General features: G+C 38.6%; 15 protein-coding genes. 1 reads left to right on the forward strand and 14 read right to left on the reverse strand.

Going from position 1 to position 14,429, the window contains the following annotated elements; translation table 11 throughout:
- The 12 genes from WIW89_RS11810 to WIW89_RS11865 all read right to left on the reverse strand — a co-directional run.
- Nucleotides 1-772: inositol-3-phosphate synthase (locus WIW89_RS11810; protein WP_337720925.1), on the reverse strand; the 772-nt coding region annotated here is incomplete at its 3' end.
- On the reverse strand, nt 769-2,163 hold the full coding sequence (nuoN, locus tag WIW89_RS11815) for an NADH-quinone oxidoreductase subunit NuoN (RefSeq protein WP_337720926.1): 1,395 nt from the start codon (nt 2,161-2,163) through the stop codon (nt 769-771). The genes WIW89_RS11810 and nuoN, both read right to left, overlap by 4 nt.
- Before the next feature lie 4 nt (nt 2,164-2,167).
- Entirely contained in the window at nt 2,168-5,581 is a 3,414-nt protein-coding gene (locus tag WIW89_RS11820; protein WP_337720927.1) for a proton-conducting transporter transmembrane domain-containing protein, read from the reverse strand.
- Nucleotides 5,582-5,584: 3 nt separating this feature from the next.
- Nucleotides 5,585-5,869 (reverse strand): NADH-quinone oxidoreductase subunit K, encoded by a 285-nt coding sequence (locus WIW89_RS11825; RefSeq protein ID WP_156007525.1) that lies wholly within the window; start codon nt 5,867-5,869, stop codon nt 5,585-5,587.
- Nucleotides 5,866-6,375, reverse strand: a complete 510-nt coding sequence (locus tag WIW89_RS11830) for an NADH-quinone oxidoreductase subunit J family protein (RefSeq protein ID WP_337703432.1) — start codon at nt 6,373-6,375, stop codon at nt 5,866-5,868. The genes WIW89_RS11825 and WIW89_RS11830 overlap by 4 nt, the downstream gene beginning before the upstream one ends.
- Complete coding sequence (gene nuoI / locus WIW89_RS11835) at nt 6,359-6,886, reverse strand: NADH-quinone oxidoreductase subunit NuoI (RefSeq protein ID WP_443294889.1); 528 nt, start codon at nt 6,884-6,886, stop codon at nt 6,359-6,361. The genes WIW89_RS11830 and nuoI overlap by 17 nt, the downstream gene beginning before the upstream one ends.
- A complete protein-coding gene (gene nuoH / locus WIW89_RS11840) occupies nt 6,868-7,938 on the reverse strand; it encodes an NADH-quinone oxidoreductase subunit NuoH (RefSeq protein ID WP_337720928.1) in 1,071 nt (356 codons plus the stop codon). Before nuoH ends, nuoI begins: the two co-directional genes overlap by 19 nt.
- Complete coding sequence (locus WIW89_RS11845) at nt 7,938-9,143, reverse strand: NADH-quinone oxidoreductase subunit D (protein ID WP_337720929.1); 1,206 nt, start codon at nt 9,141-9,143, stop codon at nt 7,938-7,940. The genes nuoH and WIW89_RS11845 overlap by 1 nt, the downstream gene beginning before the upstream one ends.
- Nucleotides 9,127-9,633, reverse strand: a complete 507-nt coding sequence (locus tag WIW89_RS11850) for an NADH-quinone oxidoreductase subunit C (RefSeq protein ID WP_337703439.1) — start codon at nt 9,631-9,633, stop codon at nt 9,127-9,129. Before WIW89_RS11850 ends, WIW89_RS11845 begins: the two co-directional genes overlap by 17 nt.
- Before the next feature lie 4 nt (nt 9,634-9,637).
- Nucleotides 9,638-10,027, reverse strand: coding sequence for an NADH-quinone oxidoreductase subunit A (ndhC, locus tag WIW89_RS11855; protein ID WP_337720930.1), 390 nt, complete (start codon nt 10,025-10,027; stop codon nt 9,638-9,640).
- A gap of 130 nt (nt 10,028-10,157) precedes the next feature.
- Nucleotides 10,158-10,913: an FAD-dependent thymidylate synthase gene (thyX, locus tag WIW89_RS11860; RefSeq protein ID WP_337720931.1), complete on the reverse strand. Its 756-nt coding sequence runs from the start codon at nt 10,911-10,913 to the stop codon at nt 10,158-10,160.
- Between the two features lie 92 nt (nt 10,914-11,005).
- Entirely contained in the window at nt 11,006-11,344 is a 339-nt protein-coding gene (locus WIW89_RS11865) for a DUF2175 domain-containing protein (RefSeq protein WP_337703445.1), read from the reverse strand.
- Between the two features lie 44 nt (nt 11,345-11,388).
- On the opposite strand from WIW89_RS11865, the gene WIW89_RS11870 reads away from it, so the two are divergent.
- Nucleotides 11,389-12,549, forward strand: coding sequence for a hypothetical protein (locus tag WIW89_RS11870; RefSeq protein WP_337720932.1), 1,161 nt, complete (start codon nt 11,389-11,391; stop codon nt 12,547-12,549).
- Between the two features lie 3 nt (nt 12,550-12,552).
- On the opposite strand, the gene WIW89_RS11875 is transcribed toward WIW89_RS11870, so the two are convergent.
- Both WIW89_RS11875 and WIW89_RS11880 read right to left on the reverse strand, forming a co-directional pair.
- Entirely contained in the window at nt 12,553-13,257 is a 705-nt protein-coding gene (locus WIW89_RS11875) for a Rossmann-like domain-containing protein (protein WP_337720933.1), read from the reverse strand.
- Between the two features lie 206 nt (nt 13,258-13,463).
- Nucleotides 13,464-14,429: NAD(P)/FAD-dependent oxidoreductase (locus tag WIW89_RS11880; RefSeq protein ID WP_337720934.1), on the reverse strand; the 966-nt coding region annotated here is incomplete at its 5' end.

Genomic DNA, 14,429 nt, shown 5'->3' on the forward strand with positions numbered 1-14,429 from the left:
TTCTATCTCCTAGAAACTCAACGTAGTCTGACGTCCCTGCAACAACGGTCGCACCGTTCGAGTGCTTAGATATATATTCACTTTTTATTCCCTTCTTCAGATCCTTTCTCCATTCCTCAAGGGTGACTAGCGTCTCGGTAGTTCCTGAAATATCTACCTGATAAGTTCTTGTGACCCTTACACCTTTGCTTTTAAGGAATTCAATAATTCCAGTGTGTAAAGCTGTTCCACCTATTTGGCTTAATAGGTCATCTCCTAGCAAAGGAATATGTAAATCCTTAAACTTTCTATCTAAGCTCTCAACTATCGAAGACGGAGTAGCGTTTATAAACGCTGAGGAAGCTATCAACGACTGTTGTGCATAATATTCACTAGCCTTCTGTGCTCCAGTTGGCAACAAGTTCACTACTACATCTACTTTCTCCTTCTTTAACTCTTCTGAGACGTTTACTGGAGGAAGCTCTGACTCTTCTATTATCCTCTCAAGTACTCCTTCCTTACCGTCTAACGTCTCTCCCCTTATAACAATTATGTCGCTCGTTACCTCTACATGTTTAGGCACTACATTCGGCTTTTCGAAAATAGCTTGCGACAGTCTTTTCCCTACTTTTCTCTTGTCTATATCAAAAGCCTTAACAACCTCAATATCTTCCGGTTTATAAGGAAGTGAGGTAAGAACACCGTATATAGGTTTGCCTTGTTTAACCCATTCGAGCGACTGTAGTAAAGCACTCGCTACATTGCCTATACCTACAAGGGCTACTCTTATCAAATTAACACCCCAAAAATCAATGGGGCTATTATTCCCACTATAATACTTAAGATTGACGCCACTAATGCTGAACTTCTCTCAGGAGAACTGACTCGTTGGAAATTACCCTCTCTAAACATCTCCCTTATTGGCGGTATATAGTAACCTGCAGCTATTGCACTGTTCAAGAAACCAATTAGAGTGAGCCAGGGCTGAGAGAAAGAAGATTCCAACACGAAAAGCTTAGCCCAAAAACCTATAATAGGTGGTAAACCTAGTAAGCTCAGTAGCAATACTGACACTGCAAAGGCTAATGCCTTATCTACAGCTGCAATTCCTCTGAACCCATCATAGCTACTAGTTCCACTAATTTTTTCCACATGTGAAAGAGCTAGGAATAGACCTGCTTGAGCTATAGAATACGCTAATAAATATATCATCAATCCCGCTAATCCCACACTCTCATCGTACGGGAACATGGCTATCGGGATTAGCATAAAGCCTACTTGGGTTATACTGCTGTAAGATAACATAGCCGCAAAATCCCTTCTCGAAAAGGCTGCAACGTTTCCAAAAACCAAGCTTGCTACCGCAATAATAGTAAACATCGCAAAAACGGTTAAAGATACTGGGTAATTCATGGGCTGTATGTAATATAGAATGACCACTAGAGGAGCTATACCAACGATCTTACCCACACTAGAGACGAAAGCAACTGAAACTCTATCAGCCATTGAGTAAACGTCAGGTAACCATCCTTGGAACGGGAATGCTCCTATCTTGAATAGAAAAGCTACTGAGAAGAACAATATACCTAAGATCACCAGTGTCGAATAAGATATCGACGCATCTAAAGACAAGTTATTTATCCCTAGCACGTAAAACGCTAGACCCACTATCATGAGCGAGCTTGAGAGCAAGCCCATTACAAGATATTTAACTCCAGCTTCAGTAGAGTTATAGTCCTTCTTAAGCATAGCTATCACGTAAGTTGCTGCCGATGCTATACCCCAAGAAGCAAATATCATCAATACGTTGTACGCAAAGGCTAAATAAACTACTCCAAGGTTTGTTAATGTAACCAGAGATAGGAATGAGCTTCTATTATCCCAATCCTTTAGTTCTGTAACTCCTCCAGCTATCACTATTAATGATGCAAGTATAGAGGCTATAACTATGAAGTAGCCAAAAGGAGTCAAGTATACTGAGTAAGAGAACAGAGAATAATCATAGTACTTTAACAAGAAAAATACTAAGAATACGAAAAGAGAGACTAGTAAGGTCACAAAAGTAAGGTAGACTGACCGTAAGAACCCCTTTTCTTCTCCGTTATCAAGGAATAAGACTACAATAGATGATGATACCATAATTAATGAAGGAATAACTAAAGGTAGGTAGAGAGAGAATTGCATCTATTTACACCCCCATTATAATTATTAAGATAAAGATTAGGACTACAAACCCACCTAAATAAAGTAAAATATAATCCCTCAAGACTCCAGTGTCTGTAACCTTGACCAAACTCGTTCCCACATTTATTATCCCTTGAGGTAATTTGACATTTAGACCCATATCAATTACACCGTGTTCAAAGTTATTGTAAAGACCTTGGGCGAACTTGAAGCTAGCAAGCCCCAATAAATCGAGGATCGGATTTACATACCAGCCATAGTAAAGGAAGTTTGTCAAAGGTTGAAGAGGAGTCTTACCCATATCTATTCCGTTAAGATATAGACCTAAGGATAACAACAAACCGACTAAAGCCCCTATTAATGATATCAAGTCCAAAGAGGTGTAACTAGCGGAAAGACCCAGTGATACTAAGTAAGGTTGGATAGATACGATAAACAATAAGCCCAAAATAATTGAAGCTATAACTGTGAAAGCCGGGGCAACAACCATTAGAAGGTGAATATGACCTTCTTCGTGGACTTCCTCGCCATTTTTCCAAATGAATGTTTTCACTATATATCTGATTATGTAAACTCCGCCTAGTAATTCCACGATCGCATAAAGAGTTAGTAAACCGGCGTCTGATACCAAGTTTCCTATAAGGTTATGAGCCCAGAAACCTATCAAAGGCGGAACGCTAGCGAGGTTTAGAGCGGCTATTAACTGAAGTATGAAGACCGAAGGTATTTTCTTGTAAAGTGTTCTGAAGACCCCTACGTATCTGTTTTCAGTGTAATGAATCACACTTCCAGCATTCATGAATAGCGATGCCTTGTATAAGCCGTGGGCTATCATTTGTATTAAACCAACTATAATTCCCGAGCTTAGGAATACTAAATTGCCAGTGGCTGAGGCAAGTAACGCACCAACCGACGAAGAGAGTATCATAAGTGATATTTGGTCTGCTGTTGAATAGGCAAGAATTATTTTTTGTTCGTTTGCTGCCAAAGCACCAGTACTGGTATAAATTGCAGTAAACATGGTTATTCCTACCATAATGCTCATCAGTATAGTGGTTTGCGGATCAGGGTATAGGAGATAAGGATACATTAAGAACGTAAGAATAGCTCCTAAGTTTACCATAGTGGCAGCGTGTATTAAAGCACTGACGGGCGTAGGACCTGTCATTGCTGTTAAAAGCCACTGTGTTAACGGGAACTGAGCACTCTTCCCCAGTCCGCCTAGTAGTATCAAGAATAGTATAACCCACCCGTATGGTAAGAAATAGACCGTATGTATAGCTGTAAACAGCCCTTGATATAATAAGGTAACTCCTGAGTATTGAGTACCGCTTGTGAGTAATAGTAAGTACCCAAGCCCAACAATTAAACCTACGTCTGCTAATCTCGTAAATATCATAGCCCTTATACCACTTGTGGTTGGTCTCGACAAGTATTCTATTCCGAGTACTTTCCTTCCGAAGTCACCTACCACGTTCCTATCATTATCATCGAGCCAGTAACTTATTAGTCCGTAGGATGCTAAACTTGTTCCTTCCCAACCTGCTAAAAATAGTAACACGTTATCTGCGAATACAACGGTCAGCATAGAAGATACGAAGAACCCGAAGAACCCCCAATATCTTCTTAGCACGTTATCTTCCTTCATGTACCCTATACTGTACAAAGATATGAAGAAGGCTAAACTTGATACAAAGACTCCTATAATACTCTGAATTAAGGAGGAACTGTAGACAAAGTAACCGAATAGAGTGACTGCTTGTGTCTGACTGAACAACGGATTACCGAGGGAGGACACCAGACTCTCGACTGACAAAACTAGGGAAATACCTATGAGAAGAGTTACCACAACACCTCTTACATCCTGATTGACACCCCTAGGTAGTAAAAGAGCTATAAGGGAACCTAAAGCAGGTAGAATTGTAATCAGGAATAGAGAAATATCGGAACCTTGTAGCGTTTGTACGAAGTTCATGAAAGAGTGAACTAATAACTGAGGGAAGAAAAAGAACAATATACTGACTACAGCTATTAACGTCATCGGAACCGTGTATTCGTATGCTTTATCTAAGTCTTTCTTTACCTCCTTAACGCCCCCATATACTTTTTTGAATAAATAAGTACCGTAGGCTGAAGACACTCCTATTGCTATCATCAGCAATGCGACAAGTAATATTAGCCAACCTAAGCCTATGATCCCTGATAACTGACCTACAGCAAGTAATAGCAAAACTTCGCTTATCAGTCCAATAGAAGGAGGTAGACCTAGAATATTCAAAAGACCTATAAAGGCTAAAGTTGAATGGATAGGTGATACGAGATATAATCCTCCCAGTTTTTCTATATCTCTTTCTTCTAGTTCTGTTATTGATGCACCTGCACTCATGAAAAGTAAAGCCTTACCAAAACCATGAGATACGTAAATTAATACTGACGCTAATATTCCTAGCGGGAGGACTTGTAAAGTTGAGTTAATCCCTAAAAAGAAGGAGACTGAAGCACCCAATAGCATATAACCCATCTGTGAAACACTAGAGTAGGCTAAGAACCTCTTAAAGTCCCTTTGAGCTAAAGCATTAAGACCTCCGTAAATCATCGTTATAATAGCCCATCCAATGAAGATGGGAGCTAGGTAGTAAAACGAAGGAAATAGGTAGTAATATAATATTACAACGTAAATGCCTAAACCTACCATATTAGGGCTTAGCAGTATCGATATGGGAGTAGGAGCCTCACCGTGCGCATAAGGTAACCAAATATTGAAACCGGCAATTGCACCCTTTATTAGCATTCCAATTATACCTATAAAGAAAATTAACTCGGCATAAGAGATAGTTGAGTAATCATAAGGAACTCCATAAGATGAATAAACGTCCATTTTACCAGTGGTCAAGCCCAGAATAACTATAGAGGTCAAAGTCAAGATTGTCCCTACATGAGTCCATATGAAATACATTAAACTAATTCTCCTTCTGTCACCATAGCCATAAAGAAGGATAAGTAGGAAAGAGGTGACTAGAGCTACCTCTAGGAATACATAAAGCTCCAATAAATTAGTGGAGATGACTACGTAAAGCATAGAAATCGCAAATAACGTGTATAGACCGTAATATAGACTCCATGACTCCTTACCTAACTCGTGGAACTTTTTCTCCATATATCGCAAGGAGTAATAAGTTGTTACGAGGGTCACTAACAAGATTGTAATCACAAAGGCATAGTTGAAATCGTTTACAGTAAACCCAAAGCTCCCTATATTGCTCGCTACATAAAACGTATAATAAAGACCGTATCTAAATACAAAATAGACGTTAACTAGGATAGATAATACTGCGATAACCCCGCTTTGCTTACCTCTAACAAAAAAGGTAATTAAAGCGAGAGTAAAAGATATGATGAAAACAATTAAGGTCAACATTCTTCATTCCACCTCTAAACTACCTTTAGACCTATAATATAGAAATATAGCTGCGAAAGCTACAACGACCTCGATAAGAGCCATGCCAATTGCAAAAATAGAGAAAAATATCGGTAAATAAACTTTATTCAGGAGGGATGAAGCTGAAAAAACCATAAGGATTGACGCATTAACAATAATCTCCGAGGACAGTAAGATCCTGATTATATTCTTACTATTTACTAAACCGTAAGCTCCTATAGCAAGTAGTATTGAGGCTACAGTTAAACCCAAATCACCTAGTATCATGTCTTCTCACCTCTAGCAAGGGATAAGGCTTCGATCATAGTAGTTAATAAGGCTACAATTAGAATGACTGTTGGGAACCAATACTGTTGCAAAAAAATATTTGCGAATTTTACTAAACTGAACACAATGGACTCCGCTGAGGCTGGAGATATAGACGAGAACGTCACAAATAGCCCTATGTAAACTAAAGCCCCCACTGTAACAGCGGCTACGCCAGCCCAAGGTATCTGTACTTCCTTTACTTCTAACCCTCTGAATACTACAAGTGATATGGAAAGAAATACTACTGCAGAACCTACGTATAGGAGCAAGTGAAATGCTGAGTAAAAAGCATAGGCCGACGGGCTGAGCAGTGCTATAAGTATAGCTATAGCTATTCCTAGAAAGGCAAGCCCTATAGAAGCATAGAATACGTTTCTTTGTCTAGTTATAAATATTGCTGAAGCTATGCTTAATATTGAAAATAGAAGAAATAATACTAATTGAAGATCATTCGTCTGGAACATATCTTATCCCCTTCTTTTCATCTATTATCGCTTTCACTTTCTTTACGACACCTTCTACTGGAGCTGGCTCATCGAAATCTTGGCTAAACCTATCTGGTCTAAACACTAGATCTCTTCTATTAGTAAATGTAGCATCGTGAACTCTAGTCTCCTTAAGAGCATCTACTGGACATACATCTACGCAGAAACCACAAAACACACACCTTCCATAGTTGATACTTGGTAACTTTTTACCCTCCTCAGTGACCATTTTCATAGCGTCTGCTGGACAGATTAATGCACATAAAGTACAACCTATACATATGTCCTTGTAAAGCCTTATCATTCCTCTATAACCAGTAGGCAGACTCAATGACTCTTCTGGGTACTTTATTGTTATCCTCTGCGGAGATATCATATATTTAAGCCCTGCACCTACTGCTTGAAGATGATCTGTGAAAAGCCTAAAGGGATTCTCCTTTTTATATTCTTTAATTTTCGGGTTTTGTTCCTTTACCTTATCCATATCCATCCCACCACCAAACCTAAAATAATTGAGGCAAAAGCTACGGGTAATAAATACTTCCAAGACCCACGTAGGGCTTGGTCCAACCTGTATCTACCATAAACACCCCTTAAAAAAACTGAAAACCATAAAACTAATATTGCCTTTATTGACGTGATTAATGCTCCGGGTAGTCCTGAAAGAGGTGCCCAACCACCCAAAAACAGATCAGCAAATATGAAAGAATAAGCAAATGTGGCTATGTAACCTCCACCCATAGCTAGAACAAATAAGAAACCGCTATACTCTGTTGCAGGCCCTAGCACTAACTCAGTATCAGCCTCTACAATGTCAAATGGAAACCTACCAGTGCCCATTATCATCCCTACAAAGAACACTAAAGCCGCTAATGGATTAGCTATGATACCTGGAATTCCAGTAGCTACCACTCTTGCTATATCTAAAGTGTGGTACTCTAGGGCTATTGCTACAACTGCCATGAGTATTAGAACGTCGTAAGATACAGACAATAACGATTCCCTAACAGCACCTAAAATAGCAAATCTGTTATTCGTAGCCCAAGCCTGTAGAAGTATAAATATTGGAATTATAGCCAATATGCCAAGCACTAGAACCATATTATACTCGACAAAGTAACCTACTAAAACCCCTTGTCCTATTTCGGGGTCGTAAAAATCATAATAATAGGGCGATAAAACAGAACCGCTTTGTGGTATTGATGAAAACGGAATTAACACCATTGGTATAAAACTGAATGCTAATGGTAATACAGGGGCTAATACGTACAGAGTGGGATTTACTCCGTTAGGTATTATTATTTCTGAGAACACTATTCTAATTGCGTCTGCTACTAGTTGTAATAATCCCCCTGTCCTCTTGGAGACGTATAATGGACCTATCCTCATCTGCACTCTCGCAGCTGCTTTTCTCTCAAACCATATGGTTACCAATAGTATTACTGTAGTAAATATTAGCCCCGGGAATATTATTACTGCAAAAAATGAAGGGTAAAAGAGATAGAACTTTATCAAACTAATTATATGGGAAAGGGACAACATTACCTATCCGCCTCCGGTGGGAAGTAATCCAAACTACCGTAAATTGCAACTAAATCTGCATATCTAGCGCCTTTAGCTAACTGCTTAAACACGTAAATCATACGATACGAAGGTGTTATTATCCTCAGCCTGTAAGGTTTAGGTGAGCCGTCACTTACTATATAATATAATAGTTCACCCCTAGCTGCCTCTACCCTACTTACAGCTTCCCCCTTAGGAGGTCTAAATGATGCATAATATCCAGGGAATACTATTTTTTTCTGACCTTCCCACCATTTCTTTAATCTGGTTGGGGGAATTTGTTTAAAGAATCTATCACTTAGAATGTTACCCTCCGGAATTTCCTTTATAATTTGTTCAATCATCCTCATACTCTGCTCAACTTCTTCGAACCTGACCAATAGCCTAGCATAAGCATCACCTTCTTTATAAACGGGTATCTCAAAGTCTAACTTACTATATGCTGCATAAGGCTCTATCTTCCGCACGTCATAATATACACCAGAAGCCCTAAGGTTAGGACCTACAGCTCCCCATTTTATCGCATTCTCATTAGTCATTACTCCGACGTTTTCTAATCTACTCCTTATATTAGGATTATTAACGAATATCTTATACCAGTCCTTAATCTTCCTTCTTTGATAAGCTAGGGCTTTTTCGATCATCTCCTTTATTGCTGGAGTCAAATCTCTCCTGACCCCGCCTGGGATAACATAGGAATTGGTAACTCTTGCCCCGGTTAAAGCTTGAAGTATCTCTACCCACACTTCTCTATCTCCAAACCCCCACATGAATGCCGTTGAGTGACCTAAGAAAATCCCAAGAATACCCGTACCGTAGAGGTGACTGGCTATTCTGTTTATCTCTGCAGCAAGAGACCTTAGGTACTGCGCCCTTTCAGGGACATCTACCCCTAATATTTTCTCTAAGGCAAGTATATACCCCAAGTTCATGTGGATTGAATCCAGTATAGCAGGCCTTTCGACCAAAGGAATCAAGTGCATATAGTTCCTTATTTCGCTTAGTTTTTCCACCGCTCTATGCACATATCCTACGTCTAAATCTATGTCCTCAATAATATCACCGCTAAGTTTTACATAGATTCTCATGTGCCCTGAACCAGGGTGCTGAGGACCTACGTTAAGCTCTCCTTGTACTGGAATAATATCCACTTGTAGACCTGAAGGTTCAGGCTGACTTGTCAATAAACAACCCCTCCTGTTTTAATTTAAAGCTCTTCCTCAGTGGATATACTCCTTCAAAGTCTTCATCTAAAAATAACCTTTTCAACTCAGGATGACCTTCAAATATAATCCCTAGCATTTCGTAAGTTTCCCTCTCACCAGTCCACACACTTTCCCAGATGGAATAAAGGGAAGGAAATTTAGGATCTTTGTAGCTAGTTTTAGACTTAACGGCTAATATAACTTTAGTGAGCTCAGGAACAGAATAAGAAGATACGTGATAAACTACCTCAAATTGGTTCTGCTCAGGATAATCAATACCTGTTACACTCTTAACGTGATCAAATCCTATTTCTTTTAGATAACTGGCTACTTGAATGATTTTAGATTTGTCTACCTCTACATATCCTCTCGTATCTGATTCGGCTTTTCCAGTAACCTTAAACTTTCCAATTAGGTCTTGAATAACCTTTGAGAGAAGAGACTGAGGAACTTGTTGTGAAGACGACATTATATCACCTCCTAATTAACCAATACTGTATTATATTAACTTGCTTTACTGCATAGTACAGAACCGGATAAAGGACAGTTATAGTTGTAAATACTATTATTAGGAGATTCCTAAACAGTATAAACGAGGTAAAGTAGGATGCCTCAGATATCGAGAACAAAAGGACAATGATCGGTTCAATTGAGGTGTATACTAGTAAGTACCCATAATACTGAAGGGGAAACCAAAGCCTACCTTCTCCGAATGGAATGTTGCCGGCTTCAAATCTACTGACCTTTAAAGGGTTAAATTTCCCCTCTACAGCTAGAGATAGAACCTTATATCCGCCATAACCTGCAGCTAAGAATAACACGAGAGGGAGACCAAAGGCTAAAATTGCCTGCGTAAAAGCCATCAGGAATATTCTAATTTTATCACCTAAAATACCTTTCTATCAATTGTTAGGAAAAGATAACATAAACTAAAAAAGAGATTTAAACTAAAGCTCTCTATTTCTGTTCATTACTACTTGAAGATAAGACTAATTAATGTGATAGTTTTGAATTTTGTATACATTTATAAATCCCTTCTTTCGGGACTCCTTCTATACAACGCCTCGCTATAAACTCCGTCTTCTCGTTTATTGAGTCAAGAGTTATCGGCGTGTCACGTATAAAGTTCTCATGAATTATACAATTCGGCCCAGCATAACGGAATAGTCTAGGGTGTACTTTCTTCACTTCTTCGAGCATCTTCCATGCTACCTGACGTATCTCCCACTGTGCCCTTGAACACAAACGTAGGGCAAAGAAGTTGTAAAGTTCTCGTGCATTCATAGTCACAACAATGTTCGTGTTGACACCGTTCGGTAAAACGTAACGGGCATCTTCTTCAGGTACACCAGCTTCTAGGAGTTTATAATAGTGGTTGTATGCTTCTCTATACGCTTCCTCTACAGTTTGCCAAGCCCGATTCTTAGTAGAAGGCGGTATAACAGGCTGATAATATTCGTCGACTGGTTTTGCAAAGCGATGACTCATTTGAGTATACGAAGCGATACGGTGCCTTACAAGTTGATGAGACGCTACTCTTGAAATACCTTCAAGCGAAAAAGTGTATACACTGTGTTCAAGCACAGACCAATATCCGTGAACTATTGCGTCCCTTATCCATTCCTCTATTTCTTCATCACTCATCGTTTGTGCATGATACTCCCACCCTTTTCTTGACCTACTCATTTTTGCTGCAATTGCAATAGTTCTCTCTCCATCAACTGTATAAGAAACTAACGTGACTTTCATTTATATACAAACTTACTCATTATCTAAATATATCGTTTTTCTGTCAATATTACCTTATCTAGAATCTTTAAAAAGAAACATAGAATAAAAATTTAACTTGTTATAGAGCTTAATTTCTCTACGAGCCTGGTGAGAATTGCAGAGTTCTTCTCAGCATCTTTCTCAGTTTGTTCTAATGCCTTTTTAACTTCTTCATTGTCACCAGCTTTTGACATCCTCTGTTTATACACTACTATTTTGTTTAACTCGTCTTGAAGCGAATCAAGAACTATGTTCATCGTGTCTTGGCTAACTCTTGCTGTTTTGAGCGCTTTCTCTTTTAGGCACGTGAAGTGTACTACTGCTTTATTTGATAAAAAGGTGAATAATTCGTCCCAATATATTGGATTCCCGCATAGCCCGCAGCTCCATTTAGTTTGTGGTCTACTCATTAGAGAGAGTAAGTTATTAAACTGAAATAAGCATTACGGTATGTATGATATCCGAAAAGACACTGGCTGACGCAAAATTCTATGGAAAATTATTAGCTATATTCTTTACTTCTGACAAATGTAATGTATGTGACGAATTGTTTGAAAAGATAAGTAAATTACAAATAGCACAGAAGTTTTATTTGATAAAATTAAACTCCATAGAGTACTTACAATACACGGTAAGGTATAGTAGAGGCATAATACCATCTATAGGAATAATAAGCCCTGACGGTAGACTATTAGGAATAATAGAATCAGAAAACGTAGATTATGTAGAGGATAGACTAAGAGATATTTATTCAAATAGGGACAAGATTGTGGGAATATTACCCACAGTACCGCAAAGAGTAGAGGATGTTAACCCGGTAGAATTTTATGATATCCTCAATTACGCTATTGATGGTAATCCAATAGACTTCAGAGGTGTTGAGTTCCTTAAGTTTTATTCTAGACTACATAAAGAATACGAGAAAATCTTAAAACTAGTCACACCTGCAGACCCAGTTGCAGATTTTTTATTATCTGGAAAGAAGCCGAATTTGGATGAAAAATACACCTCTAATCTAGCGTTAAATGTGATCTTGGGAATTGAGACTGATGAGTATTCTAAAAAGCTAATGGAAAGAATTAAGGAAGACGGAAGCGTTGTAAGGAGTAGTAGAAAAGAGGTCTCCGGTCTTTTAATAGACCAGGCTATGGTAGGCAATGCATTACTAACGTTGTATCAAAACTCCTTTAACGATAGTTACCTTAGCCTAGCTATTAAAGTAGCTGAATGGATATTGAATAACTTAGCTGATAATTTGGGTTTCAGAGATTGTAAAGCAGAAAATGACCTTGTGAAACTACCGGTTTACGAACCTATTGCTAACTCTGAAGCTGCAATATTTTTTGCAAGACTATGGGCTGTAACTGATGACCAAAAGTACTTAGAAAATGCTAAGAAAGCTATGAATATAAGCTACACTTTAGGTACTGATATAAGGGCTTTATCAAGAGTAGCTATAGCCTATCTCAAGATAAACGAACTAATAAAGAGTAAAGAAAAAGTGCCTGATGACATAAGGGTGGAAATCGTTAAAGATAACGGATGCCTGGATTTAGAGTTTAAGTTTAAGGACAAGTGTTATAAAAGTATTGACGAAATAAAGAGTACAATCTAATTTTCAGAGCTTTGTATAGATTTTATATATATATTTAGCTAATTGCCTTCCTGAACCCCCTTCACACACAGTCCTAAAAGCTCTGAATTTATCAACAGTCTCTACTTTGCTCACATACTCAAATCCGTAGTTTCTAAGGGTAGACGGCGCGTAAACTGAAGATATCCCGCTCAAAATCAGGTGGTCAGCTGATATCCTCTTAAGTATACTCTCCGTATAACCTGCTACCAATGCAGAAGCAAATATAACAGCAGTATTACATGTCTCGGAAGTCAGTGAGGAATACGGTTTTACTATTACTTTGCCGAGGTTCTGAGTCTCGGGGTTTCTAAAATCATAAATAATGATCGAGGAGAATTTATTGGTTTCTACCATAGGGGAGTAGCCAAATAGGCAAAGTTTATTTCCTTCCATAACATCCAATGGATCGCCCCTTTCAAAGGTCGGTAAAACACTTATCGCGTTTAACACCGATAATGCTACCGACCTCTCTAGCGGGTTTGAAGTCAGTTTTTCTACTACCTCTTCAGCTTCTTTACCCATTATTTCTCCACTCATACTATTTTCTCCGTCTAGTATTGTGTGAGAAATCCCAAGATTTCCGTCACTAAGTAGGCTTGCTGTAAAGGCAACACCTATACACGAATTTGTTATTTTTTTGCCTTTTAATGCAAACCGTAACTCATTTATTATCTCATCTAAAATCATTACTTACTTAATGATCTTGAAAAGTAAAAAATGAAATGATTACTTCACAGATGAGGATGTTCCACCCCTTGCGATCGATGAGCTAAACCCGCAAAGACTGATGATGAAGTGGGAAGAACCTGAGAAGTGAAGAACGCTCCTTGTCTGATTTTAGCTTAATTTATTACCTCTTATGTTATAAACTATTAGCGTGATGACACCGGGCACTAACGAGTCTTGATGAGTTCAGGACCACCACTGAAGTATTTTCTTGCTATTTCAAGAAAAGGATCAATTGTTCCCTTTAACGATAACCAGTACAAGCTTGTAAAGGATCTCTTAGCTGAGTGGAATATACTAGAAGGACCTAGAGCCCTGCTTTTATTATAGTTCATATAGACAAAGTAACCATTACCGTAACCTCCATACACTGCACACAACGCACTACCGTCAAACTTAATCTTACCAAAACCCATAATATCATTATATATGCTTTGAGCGACGTGGATTGCACCATAATGGGCTATTGCTCCCGTCTTAGGAGGTAACATAATGTTCGTCACATCTCCTACAGCATAAATATTATCAAAGCCATTCACCTTAAGAGTCTCCTTATCTACGGGGATAAAGCCCGTAGAGTCTACTAAGTTACTAAATTCCTCCGCTACGTATATAGGAGTATCAATTAAGGCTAAATCGTAGCTTATCTTTTGTCCGTCATCAGTTTGAATTACTTTATCTGAAACATTCACTGTCGATATCTTTGCTCCTCTTATAATCTCTATTCCCAGTTCTTTACTTCTCTCGGCTAACTTCGAAGCCATTGGTTTTTGCAGTTCTGGAGGTTGTGCTACTGGATTAATAAAAGTAATTTTTGCTTCGGGAAACTTCTGTTTGAGTAAGAATGCCAACTCAAAGGGTGCGGCTGGACATTTGATAATACCGTAGTATCCGATAACAATCTTTTTACCCGAGAAGGAGTCTATCATTTGCCTTAATTTTAAGGCATCCTCTTCGCTGTGCCAACTAGGTAATGCACCTTTCTTATTTTTAACCCCAGGGGAAAGAACTAAATAATCGAACTCTATTTCCTTACCCTTCTCAGTAACGACCTTTCCAGTTTCAGGGGAGACTTTTGCAGCTTTGTCTTTAACTATTTTAACTCTCTTATCTAGAAGACTACTAACCTCTCT

Origin of the sequence: Stygiolobus sp. CP850M (assembly GCF_037389425.1) — an archaeon.
Lineage (GTDB): Archaea > Thermoproteota > Thermoprotei_A > Sulfolobales > Sulfolobaceae > Stygiolobus.